Annotated in this window: 10 protein-coding genes; 4 read left to right on the top strand and 6 right to left on the bottom strand. The window is 69.9% G+C overall.

Going from position 1 to position 14,008, the window contains the following annotated elements; all coding sequences use genetic code 11:
• Positions 1-22: 22 nt before the first annotated feature.
• Both OG417_RS13055 and OG417_RS13050 read right to left on the bottom strand, forming a co-directional pair.
• Positions 23-1,777: an acetyl/propionyl/methylcrotonyl-CoA carboxylase subunit alpha gene (locus tag OG417_RS13055; protein WP_329262254.1), complete on the bottom strand. Its 1,755-nt coding sequence runs from the start codon at positions 1,775-1,777 to the stop codon at positions 23-25.
• Between the two features lie 15 nt (positions 1,778-1,792).
• On the bottom strand, positions 1,793-3,379 hold the full coding sequence (locus OG417_RS13050; RefSeq protein WP_329254815.1) for an acyl-CoA mutase large subunit family protein: 1,587 nt from the start codon (positions 3,377-3,379) through the stop codon (positions 1,793-1,795).
• A gap of 168 nt (positions 3,380-3,547) precedes the next feature.
• Here OG417_RS13050 and OG417_RS13045 point away from each other — a divergent pair, with 168 nt between their 5' ends.
• Positions 3,548-4,234 (top strand): TetR/AcrR family transcriptional regulator, encoded by a 687-nt coding sequence (locus OG417_RS13045; protein WP_329254811.1) that lies wholly within the window; start codon positions 3,548-3,550, stop codon positions 4,232-4,234.
• A gap of 46 nt (positions 4,235-4,280) precedes the next feature.
• On the opposite strand, the gene OG417_RS13040 is transcribed toward OG417_RS13045, so the two are convergent.
• Positions 4,281-4,970, bottom strand: coding sequence for a response regulator transcription factor (locus OG417_RS13040; RefSeq protein WP_329254808.1), 690 nt, complete (start codon positions 4,968-4,970; stop codon positions 4,281-4,283).
• Positions 4,971-4,974: 4 nt separating this feature from the next.
• On the bottom strand, positions 4,975-6,117 hold the full coding sequence (locus OG417_RS13035) for a sensor histidine kinase (RefSeq protein ID WP_329254805.1): 1,143 nt from the start codon (positions 6,115-6,117) through the stop codon (positions 4,975-4,977).
• Positions 6,118-6,278: 161 nt separating this feature from the next.
• Between OG417_RS13035 and OG417_RS13030 the strand changes: the two genes are divergently transcribed.
• Positions 6,279-6,719, top strand: coding sequence for a hypothetical protein (locus tag OG417_RS13030; RefSeq protein WP_329254802.1), 441 nt, complete (start codon positions 6,279-6,281; stop codon positions 6,717-6,719).
• A 70-nt stretch (positions 6,720-6,789) separates the two neighbouring features.
• Complete coding sequence (locus tag OG417_RS13025) at positions 6,790-7,086, top strand: LysR family transcriptional regulator (protein ID WP_329254799.1); 297 nt, start codon at positions 6,790-6,792, stop codon at positions 7,084-7,086.
• Between the two features lie 37 nt (positions 7,087-7,123).
• On the opposite strand, the gene OG417_RS13020 is transcribed toward OG417_RS13025, so the two are convergent.
• Entirely contained in the window at positions 7,124-7,291 is a 168-nt protein-coding gene (locus OG417_RS13020; protein WP_329254796.1) for a hypothetical protein, read from the bottom strand.
• Between the two features lie 227 nt (positions 7,292-7,518).
• On the opposite strand from OG417_RS13020, the gene fxsT reads away from it, so the two are divergent.
• A complete protein-coding gene (gene fxsT, locus OG417_RS13015) occupies positions 7,519-12,708 on the top strand; it encodes an FxSxx-COOH system tetratricopeptide repeat protein (RefSeq protein ID WP_329254793.1) in 5,190 nt (1,729 codons plus the stop codon).
• A gap of 6 nt (positions 12,709-12,714) precedes the next feature.
• Here the strand turns inward: fxsT and OG417_RS13010 are convergent, their stop codons facing one another.
• Positions 12,715-13,686 (bottom strand): GlxA family transcriptional regulator, encoded by a 972-nt coding sequence (locus OG417_RS13010; RefSeq protein ID WP_329254790.1) that lies wholly within the window; start codon positions 13,684-13,686, stop codon positions 12,715-12,717.
• Positions 13,687-14,008 lie beyond the last annotated feature (322 nt).

The raw sequence follows: 14,008 nt of genomic DNA, 5'->3' as shown, positions 1-14,008 counted from the left end.
GCCGGCGAGGCGGTTGCGGTCGTCAGTCCTTGATGTCGCAGATCGCGAGGCCGGCGGAGACGGTGGCGCCGACCTCCGCCGTCAGGCTCTTGATCGTGCCGGAGCGGTGGGCGTTGATGGGCTGCTCCATCTTCATCGCCTCCAGCACCACGACCAGGTCGCCTTCGCCGACGTGCTCGCCCTCCTCCACGGCCACCTTCACGATGGTGCCCTGCATCGGCGAGGTGAGCGTGTCGCCGGAGGCCGCCGGGCCGGATCTGCCGGCGGCACGCCGTTTCGGGCGCGCGCCGCCCGCGGCCGTGGCGCGGGGCAGGGTGGTTCCCAGCGACGCGGGCAGCGAGACCTCCAGCCGCTTTCCGCCGACCTCGACCACCACGGTCTCGCGTCCCGGCTCGCCGGCGTCCTCGGTCCCGGCGCCACCGGTGAACGGCGGGATGGTGTTGGTGAACTCGGTCTCGATCCAGCGGGTGTGCACGGTGAACGGCGCGCTGGTGAACGCCGGGTCCTCGATGACCGCGCGGTGGAAGGGGATGGCGGTGGCCATGCCCTCGACCTGGAACTCGGCCAGGGCGCGCCGGGCGCGTTCCAGGGCCTGTTCGCGGGTGGCGCCGGTGATGATCAGCTTGGCCAGCAGCGAGTCCCACGCCGGGCCGATCACGCTGCCGGACTCCACGCCTGAGTCCAGCCGCACGCCCGGGCCGGACGGTGGGGCGAACTTCGTCACCGTTCCGGGGGCGGGCAGGAAGGCCCGGCCCGGGTCCTCGCCGTTGATGCGGAACTCGAAGGAGTGGCCGCGCGGTGCCGGGTCGTCGTACCCGAGTCTCTCGCCGTCGGCGATCCGGAACATCTCCCGTACGAGGTCGATGCCGGTGACCTCCTCGGTGACCGGGTGCTCGACCTGCAGCCGGGTGTTGACTTCGAGGAAGGAGACCGTGCCGTCCTGCCCGACGAGGAACTCGCAGGTGCCCGCGCCGACGTACCCGGCCTCGCGCAGGATGGCCTTTGACGCCCGGCGCAGTTCGGCGTTCTGCTCGTCGGTGAGGAACGGCGCCGGCGCCTCTTCCACCAGCTTCTGGTGGCGCCGCTGCAGTGAGCAGTCGCGGGTGGAGACCACCACCACGTCGCCGTACCGGTCGGCCAGGCACTGGGTCTCCACGTGCCGGGGCCGGTCCAGGTAACGCTCGACGAAGCACTCCCCGCGCCCGAACGCGGCCACGGCCTCGCGTACGGCCGAGTCGTACAGCTCGGGGATCTCCTCCAGGGTGCGCGCCACCTTCAGGCCGCGCCCGCCGCCGCCGAACGCGGCCTTGATCGCGAGCGGCAGGCCGTGGTTCCGGGCGAACGCCACCACCTCGTCGGCGTCCCGCACCGGGTCCTTGGTGCCCGCGACCAGCGGTGCACCCGCACGCTGGGCGATGTGACGGGCGGCGACCTTGTCGCCCAGGGCACGAATCGCGGTGGGTGGGGGGCCGATCCAGGTCAGGCCCGCGTCGATGACGGCCTGGGCGAAGTCGGCGTTCTCCGACAGGAAGCCGTAGCCGGGATGGACGGCGTCCGCGCCGGAGTCCGCGGCGGCCTTCAGGACCTTGGCGATGTCCAGGTAGCTGGTCGCCGGTGTGTCACCGCCGAGCGCGTACGCCTCGTCCGTCGTACGGACGTGCACGGCGTCGCGGTCCGGCTCGGCGTAGACGGCCACGCTCGTGATCCCCGCGTCCCGGCAGGCACGGGCGACGCGGACCGCGATCTCGCCACGATTGGCGATGAGCACCTTCGTCAGCATGCCGCCTCCTCGTCAGAACGCATCGGACGGGACATGGACGCCCCAGACGTCACGGAGGGCGTGGGAGACCTCGCCGACCGTGGCGCGAAGCCCGAGGGCCTCGCGCATCGGAAGCAGGACGTTGCCGGTGCCCTGGGCGGTGGAGCGCAGGGCGTCCAAGGCTCGCTCGACGGCGGCGTTGTCGCGTTCCTTGCGCAGGGCCGCGAGCCGTTCACACTGATCGACCTCGATCTGCGGGTCGACGCGCAGCGGCTCGTAGGGTTCTTCCTCGTCCAGGGCGAACTTGTTCACCCCCACCACGGTCCGCTCCCGATTGTCGATCTCTTGGGCGATCCGGTAGGCGGAGCGTTCGATCTCCGACTTCTGGAAGCCCTGCTCGATCGCTGCCACGGCGCCGCCGCGGTCGTCGACGGCCTGGATCAGCTCGAGGATCGCCGCCTCGAGCTCGTCGGTCGTCGCCTCCATGAAGTAGGACCCGGCGAAGGGATCGACGGTCTTGGTCACGTCGGTCTCGTAGGCGATGACCTGCTGGGTGCGCAGGGCCAGCCGCGCCGCCTTCTGGGTGGGCAGGGCGATGGCCTCGTCGTAGGAGTTGGTGTGCAGGGACTGCGTCCCGCCGAGCACCGCCCCCAGGCCCTGAAGGGCGACCCGGACGAGATTGACCTCCGGCTGCTGCGCCGTCAGCTGCACACCGGCGGTCTGGGTGTGAAAGCGCAGCATCTGCGACTTGGGATTCTTCGCCCCGAACTCGTCGCGCATGATGCGCGACCAGATGCGGCGGGCGGCGCGGAACTTCGCGACCTCCTCCAGCAGCGTCGTACGGACGACGAAGAAGAACGACAGGCGTGGCGCGAAGTCGTCGACGTCCAGTCCCGCGGCGATCGCGGTCCGCACGTACTCCTTGGCGTTGGCGAGGGTGAACGCGATCTCCTGTACGGGCGTGGCCCCGGCCTCGGCCATGTGGTAGCCGGAGATGGAGATCGTGTTCCAGCGCGGAATCTCCCGGTGGCAGTAGGCGAAGATGTCGCTGATCAGCCGCAGCGACTGCTGCGGCGGGTAGATGTAGGTGCCGCGGGCGATGTACTCCTTGAGCACGTCGTTCTGGATCGTGCCGGTCAGCAGCCGGCTCTCGACTCCCTGACCGGCCGCGACCAGCTGGTACAGCAGCAGCAGTGCCGACGCGGTGGCATTGATCGTCATCGACGTCGACACCTTCTCCAGCGGCAGCCCCTCGAACAGCGTCCGCATGTCGTCGATCGAATCGATCGCCACGCCGACCTTGCCCACCTCGCCCCGGGCGATCGGCTCGTCGGAGTCGTAGCCCATCTGCGTCGGCAGGTCGAAGGCCACGCTCAGCCCGCCGGTGCCCGCGCCGACCAGTTCGTGATAGCGCTCGTTGGACTCCTTCGCCGTACCGAAGCCGGCGTACTGCCGCATCGTCCACGGCCGGCCGGTGTACATCGACGGGTACACCCCGCGGGTGAACGGGAACCGGCCCGGAGCGCCCAGCCTGGCGTCCGCGTCGAAGCCTTCCAGCGTGGAGGGGTCATAGACCGGCCGCATCGGCAGCCCGGACTCATTGTGCGAGGGGACATGCATTCGCCGGATCCCTTCTGGTACTGGGTACCTTTTGAATGGTACTGAGTACCGGCAATGCCGCCAAGTGGCCGGCGTCGCCGAGTGGCCGGCGTCGCCGAGTGGCCGGCGTCGCCGGGTGGGCCGTCGCCAAGTGGCCGCCTGGGCAGCGACGGGGAAGGATGGACGGTCATGAGCAAACCGACCGTGCGGGCTCGGCTCGCACAGGCCGCGTTCGTGCTCTTCGACGAGCGCGGGTACGAGCAGACGACGGTCGACGACATCGCCGAGCGGGCCGGCGTGGGGCGCACCACCTTCTTCCGGCACTACCGGTCCAAGGAAGACGTGATCTTCCCCGACCACGACCGGCTGCTCCAGCTGATCAGAGACCGCCTGGCGGCCACCGGCAACGGCACCGCCCTGGTCGCCGTCTCCGACGCCGTACGCCTGGTGCTGCTGCACTACATCGACGAGGGCGACCTCGCACGCCGGCGGTACGCGCTCACCAGCAAGGTGCCCGCCCTCCGCGACCGCGAGATCGCCAGCGTCGCCCGCTACCAGCGACTGTTCCGCGAGTTCATCTCCGACTGGATGGGAGACCCCACGGAGTCGGCGTCACTCAGAGCCGAGCTGATGGCGGCATCGGTCGTCGCCGCCCACAACCACGTGCTGCGCCGATGGCTCCGCGGGGACTCCCCCGACCCGATCGCCGAGGTGGACGAGGCGATGCGCGAGGTGCTCGCTCTTTTCCCCGGGCCCCAGTCCCGGCCCCGAGCCGCCGACGGCGGCACCACCGTCGCCGTGTTCCGTACGGGAGAAGACCTCGACGCGCTGCTTCCCGCACTGCGGCGTCTCATCGGGGGCGAGCCCGAGCGGTGAACGCCCGCCGCATGAGACGCGGAGGGCCCATCGGCCGTCCTCCGGCTCAGCGGACGAGGCCCCGCTGCCAGGCCCAGGCGGCGATCTCGACGCGGTTGCGGGCCTGGAGCTTGTCCTGGATGTGCATCAGGTGCGACTTGACCGTTCCGATGGTGATGGCGAGCTCGGTGGCGATCTCGACGTTCGTCCGTCCTCTGGCCACCTTGGCGGCGACCTCACGCTCCCGGGACGTCAGCGCCTCCGCGGCCTGCCCGCCGCGCCCGTCCTCGCGGGCCGACGCCGGCCCCCCGGATTCCGATGACGGCGCGGCGTGCGCGAAGCGCTCCAGCAGCCGTACCGTCACCGAAGGCGAGATGAGCGCGCCGCCGTCCACCGCGGCGCGTACCGCGTCGATGAGGAAGCGCGGGCCGGAGTTCTTCAGCACGAACCCCGCGGCGCCCGCGCGCAGCGCTTCGTAGACGTACTCGTCGCTGTCGAACGTGGTCACCACGATGATCTTGGTGTCCCGTGTCAGCGGGGAGCCCAGCAGGGTGCGAGTGGCGGTCAGGCCGTCGATCTTGGGCATCCGGATGTCCATCAGGCACACGTCCGGGCGCAGCCGCCGCACCAGCTCGACCGCCTGCGCGCCGTCGCCCGCGTCGCCGACGACCTCGATCCCGTCCTGCGCCTGGAGGATCAGGCAGAACCCGCTGCGGACCATCTCCTGGTCGTCGGCGACCAGCACGCGGACGGCCACGCGGTCAGCTCCTGGGCAGGGACGCCGACAGCTCCCAACCGCCCTCGGGCTGCGCCCCCCAGTACAGTTCGCCGCCGAGCCCCTCCACTCGCTCGGACAGGCCCAGCAGCCCGAACCCGCTGCGGGCGAAGCGGCGTCCGCGGCGTCCATGCCCGGTGCCGTCGTTGCGCACGGCCACCCGCACCGTGTCGCGATGCGCCGACAGCAGCACCCGGACACCGGTCGGGTTCCGGACGTGCTTCAGGACGTTGGTCAGCCCCTCCTGCACGACCCGCTGCACCGTGGTGACCAGCTCCGGCGACAGGGACGCGAGGTCCAGGTCGGGGTCCAGGTGCAGATCCGCCCTGGCCCCGCCGCGCGCGAACTGCTCCACGTGCGCCTTGATCTGCTCGATCCCCGGGGTCTCGCGGCGCGAGGCCGAGCCGGACCCGTCACCGTCCTCGCGCAGCAGGTGGACCATCCGCCGCATCGCGACCAGCCCGTCCTGGCCCGCCCGCTCGATGTTGGTGAACAGCCTGCCGGCCGTCTCGTCCCGCACGAGCTCCTGGCCGGTCTGCGCCTGCACCACCACCGCGGTCATGAAGTTGGCGACGTGGTCGTGCAGGTCGCGGGCCAGTTCCAAGCGCTCGAAGCGGCGCACGCGGTCGGCCCGCGCGGCGCGCCGGGTGTCCTCGCCGCGCATGTACACGCCCGCGATCACGGCGCCGAGGACGAGCAGCGCCATCGGCAGCCGCATTTCGTCGCCGACCCACGGGTCGGTCACCCGGCTCCGCAACATCATCATCGTCACACTCAGCGCGACGCCGACGCCGAACGCCTGCACACGGCTCGCGCTCCGGCAGACTGCCACCAACAGCCCCAGCAGAACCGCGAACTCGGTCGCGCCGAACGTCCGCTGCGTCACCGTCTCGTGCAGGACGTAGGTGAACGCGCAGGACAGCGCCACGGCGGTCAGCGCCACCCCGGTGACCGGGACGTTGTACCGCAGTGCCGCGACCGCCAGCCCCAGCATGATCACGCCCATGCTCATCAGCGCGATGCCGGACGGATCGGTGGTCACCAGAGACGCGTCCAGGTAGAGGAGGAACACGACCCCGAACACGGCGGCGGCCATCCGCGGTTGCGGGACGGCGACTCGGGAGAGCATGCGGCAACCTTAGATGCCGGTTCGGGACGGCGTATCTGACTTTCGGCGGAGTCGTCCCCGTGGAATCCGCCCTGCGGCGGATCCCTCCGGGCCCCGGCGCACGGCAGTCTCTTCCCGTGTTCTCCCAATGCCGTACGCCACCGGCCGCTGAAGGAGCGACCATGCCGACGACCGAGTCCGCCACTCCTGCGCAAGCCGGCCCCGCGATGCCCGTGACCGTCCTCGCGAGAACCGGGACCGCCCCGCGGCGGCCCCTGAGGAAGCCACTCGCCGCCCTCGTCCTCGCCGCCGCGGCGGTGTCGGCCGCCGCCGGATGCTCGTCGCCGTTCGGCAGGACCTACCAGGTACGGATGGAGGTGACCGGCTCCGGATCCGCACAGATCTCCTACGGCTTCTCCGGGTCCGACGCCTCCATGCCCCGCCGGGAGAAGCTGGCCTGGATCAAACGGGCCGACGCCGGGTTCGGTTTCAACCGTCTCGCCGTCTCCGGCGCTCCCCCCGGCACCACCTGCCGGATCGTCGTGGACGGCGACGAACGCGACAGGAAGACCGTGGGCGCCGACGGAAAAGCCGAGTGCTACGTCAGCATCCAGAACGACTAGCCGGCCGCGCGCGACGGCCACCACTTCACGCGGCCGTCCGGGACCTCACTCGCATTCACGGAGGGAATGCATGGACCTCTCGTCGCTTCGTTATGCGATCACGCTAGCGGAGGAGCTGCACTTCGGCCGCGCCGCGCAGCGGCACTACATCAGCGCGCAGCCGTTCGGCCGCCACATCCAGAACCTGGAGCGCGAACTGGGCATCCGGCTGTTCGAACGCACCAGCCGGCGGGTCACCGTGACCCCCGTGGGCGCGCGGGTCCTGGCCGAGGCACGGGCCATCGTGGACGCGGTGGACGCGCTCACCGACTCGCACCGCTGGGCCGAATCCGGCGAGGCCGGCACCCTGGCCGGCTCGTGCGGATGAACGGGCGGTCCACGAGACGCCTCGCCGGGCCGAACGCTCAGACAGCGTGAAGTTCCGGGCCGTGGTAGCCGCCGCCGACGGGATAGGTCGTGCCGCGGCGCCATCCTGAGGCGGCGAAGAGCGTGTCGAACTCCTCCAGGTCCCGCGCTGTACCGCCGGTCACGCAGAGCATGGCCATGCCCGACAGGGCGGCGAAGTCGCGCATCAGGCGATAGGTGGCCCGTGCCTGGCCCCCCTCCCGTATCTGCCATGGGAATCGAGTGGGCCTTTCTCCCTGTTCGCGACATTGGCCTCCGGTAACTTATGGCGAGCGATATCACCGAGTTCGCCCGCGCGTGGAAGGGCGCGCTGCGCGCCATAAGTGGCGGCCGGACAGCAGGGGATCGATAAATGCGACATCGTGGCGGCGGACCATCGGGTTGCCTGCTCGCCGTGTCCACCGCCAGTGTTCTGCTCTCCGCATTGGCCGGGCTGCTCGGCAATGTCGTGACGTCGGGGAAGCTGCCGTTCGGCCTGGAGCCCTACCGGCGTTGGGCGCCGGTCGCGCTGGTCGTCGGCCTGGTCCTGGTCATGGTGGTCGCGCTCCTTCAACTGTTCGTGGAACGCCACGAGGACGCCCCGGAGCCGGAGCAGGAGGCCGGCGCCCGGCGGACATGGCTGGTGGTACCGGTGGCGTCGGGGTGCCTCGCGCTCCTTGTCCTGGCCCTCCGCGCCACGAAGTCGGTTCCGTCCGGGCTGGGCACGGCCTCGGTCCTTCTCGTGGTGGTGACCAGCGCCGGTACCTGCGTCTTTGTGTCGGCGCGGTTCCTGTGGTGGCGGCGGCAGCCCAAGCCGTTTCCCGCCGCGCTCCGGAGACTGCTGGACAGGCAGCGCGCGACAGCGTCCCTGCAGCACGAATACAACTACTGGGACGGCACCGCACCGCCCATGCCGGACATCTACGTCGAGCAGCGGACCGAATATCTTCTGCCGTCGCCCATGGCCGCGCGGAACAAGGACCGAGCCGGCCCGTTGACGCTGGCGCAGATGCTCCACGCCAGCCGGTTCTCGGTCGTTGTGGCGGAACCCGGCGTCGGCAAGTCCACGTCGGTCGCGCGCGTACTCCAGGAGCAGAGCGCGTGGTGGCTGAACGCTCGTAGGACGGCCAAACCCGAGGACGCCCCGTACGGACCGTCGGTGCCCATCGCGCTGCCCGCCAATCTCCACGGATGCGACAGCCTGCCCGAGGCGATGGCCATGGAGTGCAGGCTGCTGACCGGCCTCGAGGCTCCCGCGCGGATGTTCGACGTCCCGCCGCCCGGTGGGCGCTCCTGGCTGATTCTGCTCGACGGGATCGACCAGATTCTCCTCACCCAGGAACGCAAGGGGGTACTCGCCCGTCTGGGCGGCTGGATCGAGCAGGCACCCACGTCCTATCGATTCATGATCACTACTCGTCCTCTGCTGGGCGGAGAACTCGGCCGGCTCGGCACGGACCATGTCGGGTGGTACGTACTGCAAAGGTTCGACGAAGCGGGCCTGCGCAAGTTCATCACCCAATGGGTGGCCTATCGGCGGGACCATCACGTGTCGGGTATCGAGGCGGCCCCGATCACCGTCGAGAGGTTCATGGCGAGCGTCTCCTCCGCATCGCTGTCCTCGCTGGCCCGGACCCCACTGATCGCGACGATCACCGCGCTGGTGCTCGAGTGGAGTCAGGAGACGGACCTGCCGGCCAGCCGCGCCGGGCTGTACGAGAGGTACGTGCAGCAACTGCTCACATCACGAGAGTTGCAGACGATGCCGCCGAGTCCGGAATTCAGCGCCGCGGGAGCCGTGGGAGGACGTGCGTGGAACTGGTTGCGGGACAATATCAGGGCCCTTCTCGAGGGCGTCGCCGACCGGCACCTTTCCCCCACTTCGCCGAGTGTGACAAAGTGCGCGATAGCCTGGATAAAAGAGCGATCCGGAGGGTTGCTCGACGCCGTGCCGGGCTGGGAGACCGCGTTGAGCCGGCTGCTCACCGCCACCAGCCTTATCGTGCCCAGCTCGGGCGGGCTGCGGTTCGTTCATCCGAGTTTCGCCGAATATCTGGCCGCCGGCCCGCGCGCGGAGGCCTTCGACCTGGACACGTGGTTGGCCGACGCTCTCAGCCCGGACAGCCGCAATCTCGCCCTGTTCATCCTGGCCCGCCTCCCGCAGACGGCCGCACGGCCGTCCGGGCACCGGCTCGCCGACACACTCGTCGAGATGCTGCTCGAACGAGGGAGGATGGAGACCTGCGTGGCCGGGGCGATCGCGGCCGACGGCATCGAGATGAGCGATCCGCTCCGTCGCCGCGTCATCGCCGACCTCGCGCGGCAGCTGGCCCAGGAGGACCAGACCACGGCCGAGGCCATTCGCGTTCTCATCGACCTCACCACCGATCCGCAGGTCCTGGAGCGGCTGACGCGGTTCGTCGAGGACGCGGGCAACCCGGACTGGGTCAGAGCCGACACCGCGGAGGAGCTCTGCGGCGTCGCGCGGGAGACCGGGATCCGCCTCTTGCGCCATGTGCTGGAGACCGCCGATGACTCGTGGCTCAAGTACCGGATCCTCCTGCTGCTGATCGACTTCGGTGAGGCGACCGACGACGAGAAGGCCCGCGCCGGACGCCACGATCTCACCGTTCTCGACGTCGACACCTCCAGCGTCAGCGCCGGGCACTGGGTGCGGCAGATCGCCGGCAGCACGACCGTCCTCCCCCGGCACCGGCTGTTCGCCGTCCTCGCGATGGCTCAGCGCCGTGAGTCCGGCTGGGACGAGCATTTCGCGGACGTCATCCTCGACGACGCCCTGACCGTCGAGGAGCGCCTGGAGGCGGGCCGGGTCGTGGCGCGGATGACCACACCGGACCGCGCCGAACCGGAGGGCGTGTCGCTGTTGCGCCGCATCGCCGATTCGGAGGAGCGCTCGCTGGACATCAGCGTGCCGCTGCTGGCCGCGTTGGCCGCGGAACAGGACCAGGCGGCCCGGCAGAAGCTGAACGGGCTCGCCAGGACCGGCGGTCGGGAGTTCGCCGAACGCTTCCCGTTCGCCGCCGCGTGGGAGGTGTCGGCCGGGACCCGAAGCTCCGAGCTGTCGTCGCAGGTCACTGAGGGTACGGCTCGTGGACATGTGCCCGAGGTCTGGGGAGGCGTCCCGCCCCGCAACGCTCACTTCATCGGGCGCGAGGAGTTGCTGGCGAGGCTCAGGGAGAGCATCACCACCGGGGTGACCGCGATATTGCCCGTCACCCTTCATGGCCTCGGGGGCATCGGCAAGACACAGTTGGCGTTGGAGTACGCCTATCGATACCTCGCCGACTACGACCTCGTCTGGTGGATACCGTCCGACCAGCCGTTTCTCGTCCGATCCTCGCTCGCCTCGCTCGCCACCCACCTTGGGCTGCCCCACGCGAACACGACCGGTGTCGAGGAGGCGGCGAGAGCCGTTCTCGACGCCCTCCGACGTGGTGACCCTTATTCCCGATGGCTACTGATCTTCGACAATGCGTGGGGGCCAGAAGGTCTGTACGACGTCATTCCCGATGGACCGGGCCATGTTCTGATCACCTCGCGGGACGCCCGTTGGACGGACGTGGCCAACACGGTGAACATCGATGTCCTGACTCGCCGGGAGAGCGTGGAGTTCCTCTCCGCGCGCACCGCCCGGGTGATCACCGAGCCTGCCGCCGACCGCCTCGCCGAGGAACTGGGCGATCTCCCGCTCGCGCTGGAGCAGGCGGCCGCGTTCCAGGTGGAGACCGGGACCGCGGCCGACGAGTATCTCGCGCTTCTGCGTGAGCACACGGGCGAACACCTCGATGAGGTGGGGTCGGCCGAGTACCCGACATCGGTGAGCGCCGCCTGGACCCTGTCGATCGAAAAGCTCCGCGAAGACCAGCCCGAAGCGGTCGAGCTACTCCGTTGTTGCGCTCTTTTCGGAGCCGACCCGATCCCCCGCGCCATCTTCAGGCGCCCCGCGCGGGGAGATATAACGCCACCGCTTACTCTTCTCGTCGACGATCCGCTCAAGCTGGCCCGCGCGATCCGCGCGCTCAGTTACTACGCACTCGCCAGAGTCGATCACGCTCGAAACACCATCCAGCTTCACCGGTTGGTCCAGGCCGTCGTACGTGAAGAAATGACCGGGGCCGAACGGCAGCGGATGAGGAGCGACGCGCGACTCTTGCTGGCCGGGTACGCATCAGGGGATCCGGCCGATCCCGAGACGTGGAACACCTACTCCAGCGCACTGGCCCACGTTGAGCCGTTGGGCGTCGAGGAGAGCACGGACCCCGCTGTTCGCGAGTTCGCGCTGGACGTCATTCGGTACCTGCATCTGTCCGGCGCCTATGACGTCGCTCGGTCCATGGTCGAACGGCTGATCGCCGCGTGGAGCACGGAGCCTGATGAGGACGGGCTGGACATCGCCCTCGCCCACCAGCTGTTCGGTGACATCCTTCGCGCCCTCGGCGACTACCAGGCGGCCTACGACGTCGACACGGCGACGTTGGCCAGGCTCGAGTCCACCGTCGGCAGAGAGCACGAGGCGACTCTGCGAAGCATGGTGAGTATCGCCACCGACATGCGGGGCCGCGGAGAGTTCGCCGCGGCCAGGATCCGGGACGAGGAAGCCCTGTTCCACTGCGAAAGGCTCTATGGCACGGACGACCCGGAAACGTGCCGTGTGCTGAACAAACTGGCACTCGACTTCGCCCTGAGCAGTGACTTTCAAGGCGCGAAGGCACTTCACGAACGTGCCTACCAGGCGTCTTTGTCCCTACCGCCCGGCGGCGAGACGCTGCTCCTGAGTACGCGGAGCGATCTGGCCCGCGCGACCCGCCTCTGCGGCGACTACTCGGAAGCGTGTGACGTGGGCGAGGTGGCGTACGCCCAGAGTGTGGGCAAGCTCGGGCCGGAGCATCCCTGGACGCTCCGCACGGCCATCGATCTGTCGACGGCCTTGCGCCGATCCGGTGACTTCGGGGCGTCCCTCGACCGCGCGAGGGACGTGCACGCCCGCATCGTTCGACGGCTCGGGACCGACCACCCCGACGCCCTTGCCGCCGCCACCTGCCTCGCCATGAGCCTGCGCGTCGCCGGCGAACTGGATGCCGCTCTCGACCTGACCGCCGACACCGCACGGCGCGCCACGAACGTCTACGGAGCGGACCACCCGTACACCCTCGGCCACACCGGAAACCTCGCTCTCCTGCACCGGCTCTCGGGCGACGCCCGGGAAGGCGGGCGACTCAACGAGAGCGTCCTCGCGGCACTCGATGCGACGCTCGGCCGCGACCACCATTTCTCGCTGACCGTGGCCGCCAACCTCGCCGGCGATCTGGCGGCCCTCGGCGACGTCGCCGCCGCCGCCCGGCTCGGGCGCGAAATTCTTCCGCGACTCCGGACACTCCTGGGTGAAACCCACCCGATGACGCTCGCATGCGCGGCCAACCTGTCCGCCGACCTGACGGAACTGGGCGAGACCGACGAAGGGGAGACCCTGCGCGAGGCGACCCTCCGTGTCTACGCGCAGAGGCTCGGCCCCGATCACCCGGCCGTCCAGTCCGCACGGCAAGGACGGCGGCTGGACCTCGACTTCGATCCACTACCGATCTAGGGCGCCCTAGTGCCGCTCTGGCGGGTTGTGCGCCCGGCGGTAGGCCAGCGGAGACAGGCCCACGTGGGTGTGGAACTGTTTGCGCAGTGTGACCGGGTCACCGAAGCCGCAGGCGGTGGCAACGCGTGCGATGGTGAGGTCGGTGGACTCCAGTAGCAGGCGTGCGTGTGCCAGTCGGCGCTGGGCCAGCCATTTGAGTGGGCTGGTGCCCGCCTCGCCGCGGAAACGGCGGGTGAAGGTACGTACGCTCATGTGCGCATGTCGTGCCATGTCCTCCAGCGTGATCGGTTCGGCCAGTCGTTCCAGTGCCCACTGCCGGGTCGCCGAGGTGGAACGGTCGGTGTCCTGAGGGACCAGGTGCTCGATGAACTGGGCCTGTCCACCCTCGCGCCACGGCGCCGCCACGCACCGGCGTGCGGCGGCCGCCGCGACCGTCGCTCCGTGGTCCCGGCGAACCAGGTGAAGGCACATGTCGATGCCGGCCGCTCCGCCGGCGGATGTCAGGATGCGCCCGTTGTCGACGAACAGCACGTTCGGATCGACCTCAACGTCGGGGAACAGCCGCGCGAACGTGTCGCACAGTGCCCAGTGGGTGGTGGCCCGCCGGCCGTTGAGCAGGCCGGCCGCCGCGAGCAGAAAGGCCGAGGTGCACAGGCTCACGATGCGGGTCCGCGGCCGTATCCGATCCAGTGTCGCGGCGAGGTCGCCCGGCAGCGTCCCCGTCGCGAGCAGGTGCTCGCTGGGCTCCTGGGTGGCGATCACCACGGTGTCCGCGGTCCGCAGCACGGACTCGTCGTGGTCGACGAGGATCTGGAAGTCCTCGTGCGTACGGACCGGCCGGCCGCCGAGCGAGAAGGTGCTCACCGAGTAGAGACGGGTCCCGTCCGGAGTGCACGCCTCGTTGAACACCCGGGCCGGGATGCCCAGATCCAGGGGCAGGACTCCGTCGAGAGCGAGGACGGCAACACGATGCGGCATGGCCGGAATGGTACGACAGGTATCCCCCGGCCACTCACCCGCTGCCGTGGGCAGCGCTTGTAGTGCGTAGGCACCAGGACACGCGAGTGGCTGGTCCGGGTGCACCAGGGGAAGACGGCGGCGGGAGACGATGCCCACGCCGGGCGCCGGAGGGAAGTGTTGGAAGCGCGTGAATCTCGCGCATTCCCCTTGCCCAAACGGCGTCTGGAGTGATCAGCAAGTGGCGACATCTCGTTACGACGCGGCGGCGTCGGCCCGGCCGGGCCCCGCGGGACCGGTCCTACCGCGAGGGCGGACGGCCCGCCTCGGGAGGCTGTGGATC

The organism is Actinoallomurus sp. NBC_01490 (assembly GCF_036227085.1).
GTDB classification, from domain to species: Bacteria; Actinomycetota; Actinomycetes; order Streptosporangiales; family Streptosporangiaceae; genus Actinoallomurus; species Actinoallomurus oryzae.
Note: the sequence above shows the minus strand (reverse complement) of the source record. Positions and strands in the feature narration are given on the sequence as shown.

Bases quoted from the DNA above. Each gene is read 5' to 3' on its own strand.
- OG417_RS13035 (WP_329254805.1), bottom strand. From the start codon at position 6,117: ATGCTCTCCCGAGTCGCCGTCCCGCAACCGCGGATGGCCGCCGCCGTG.
- OG417_RS13030 (WP_329254802.1), top strand. From the start codon at position 6,279: ATGCCGACGACCGAGTCCGCCACTCCTGCGCAAGCCGGCCCCGCGATG.
- OG417_RS13020 (WP_329254796.1), bottom strand. From the start codon at position 7,291: ATGCGCGACTTCGCCGCCCTGTCGGGCATGGCCATGCTCTGCGTGACC.
- OG417_RS13025 (WP_329254799.1), top strand. From the start codon at position 6,790: ATGGACCTCTCGTCGCTTCGTTATGCGATCACGCTAGCGGAGGAGCTG.
- OG417_RS13050 (WP_329254815.1), bottom strand. From the start codon at position 3,379: ATGCATGTCCCCTCGCACAATGAGTCCGGGCTGCCGATGCGGCCGGTC.
- OG417_RS13010 (WP_329254790.1), bottom strand. From the start codon at position 13,686: ATGCCGCATCGTGTTGCCGTCCTCGCTCTCGACGGAGTCCTGCCCCTG.
- OG417_RS13045 (WP_329254811.1), top strand. From the start codon at position 3,548: ATGAGCAAACCGACCGTGCGGGCTCGGCTCGCACAGGCCGCGTTCGTG.